Origin of the sequence: Psychromicrobium ferritrahens (assembly GCF_043789415.1) — a bacterium.
Classification (GTDB): Bacteria; Actinomycetota; Actinomycetes; order Actinomycetales; family Micrococcaceae; genus Renibacterium.
This window is the reverse complement of sequence record NZ_JBDLLW010000007.1, coordinates 1-1,189: the sequence shown is the minus strand read 5'-3', so window position 1 is coordinate 1,189 and position 1,189 is coordinate 1. Positions and strand designations below refer to the sequence as shown.

General features: G+C 45.2%; 2 protein-coding genes. One reads left to right on the top strand and one right to left on the bottom strand.

Annotated elements, in window-relative coordinates; all coding sequences use genetic code 11:
* The first annotated feature begins 471 nt into the window (after positions 1-471).
* On the top strand, positions 472-825 hold the full coding sequence (locus tag ABDK06_RS14645) for a hypothetical protein (RefSeq protein ID WP_394942360.1): 354 nt from the start codon (positions 472-474) through the stop codon (positions 823-825).
* Between the two features lie 142 nt (positions 826-967).
* Here the strand turns inward: ABDK06_RS14645 and ABDK06_RS14640 are convergent.
* Positions 968-1,189: hypothetical protein (locus ABDK06_RS14640; RefSeq protein WP_394942358.1), on the bottom strand; the 222-nt coding region annotated here is incomplete at its 5' end.

Below are 1,189 nucleotides of genomic sequence, written 5' to 3'. Positions count from 1 at the left end.
TGGTGGTGCTTGGGGCAATGCCGGCGGAAAGATTGCCGGAGCCGAGGAACAACAAGCCGCCAGCCTCCAAGCTGCTAAAATCCAAGCTGCCAAGAACGGAGCACAACAAGCCGCCAACGGACCAGCCACAGCAGGTCCGGGAACTTACCTTTACCGAGGCATACACTATGGTCACCCAGCATATGAAGATGGTCTGGCAGGCACAGCGAAACCAATTGGTGGGCATTCAGACCCATGGGCTCACAACGCAGGAAACAACGAGAGTATATTCACTTCTTGGACAACCGATCCGAGTATCGCTAATCTTTTCGCAGCGGAAGGTAACGGTCGGGGGATAATCTTAAGGATACTGAACAGCAATGGTTCTGGGTACAAGTTAGTTCCGTCACCAGATCTACACAGTGAGAGTGAAGTTCTAATCGATGGGATTGTTAAGAACGCTGATGTCATACCATGGAGAGTGCAGCCATAATGCAAGTGAAAGATATGGTGTATCTGTTGACTTCCTCCGGGCGAGATGATGATGCTGTAAATCTAGCCCTAGAGCTTCTAAGAGGTGTTAATCAAGAAACAATTGTTTCCTATTGGGAAAGTGATGCCAACAAGATCCTGAAAATTTACCGACTAAGATTAGGTAGAGAAGGGTTTGATCCTAAATCAATAGTCGGGTCGGAGAGAATTTTATCTGATATGTCAAATTTTCACGAGGAGAAAATTGCAGGGGGAGGCTTAACTATCTCTGGTAGGGCTGTTGGTTTTTTTTGTTCTGTAGATAAAGAATTTTTGGTTTCATGTTTTGTGGGTATCGATAGAAGATTTCCGTAATATATTCGGAATTTACTCCTTTCAAGTGAACTGATAATTATAAGTCCAGGCTTGAGTAATCTTCCGGAGAAGTAACTTCGTCGATGCTTGATATCCCCAAGATGGTCTTGGCCAAAACAGTACAGTGAGATCACAAAAATATTCATATAAAATTCTTCTCCTCGTTAAGGCAGCTTTGAACGAGTTTAATATACCAAACTAGTTTCCCCTTTTGTTTGGGAAATCTTATAATTTGTTTCGCTGTGGTTGTCACGGTTGCTGTTGGAACCTTAGCGACAGCCTGTGTGGCCTCTGTTGTTTGTGGAATCGCTGTTGCTGTTGGCGCGGGTGTCGCTGGAGCGATAGCAGGGTATGCCGCTGGAAA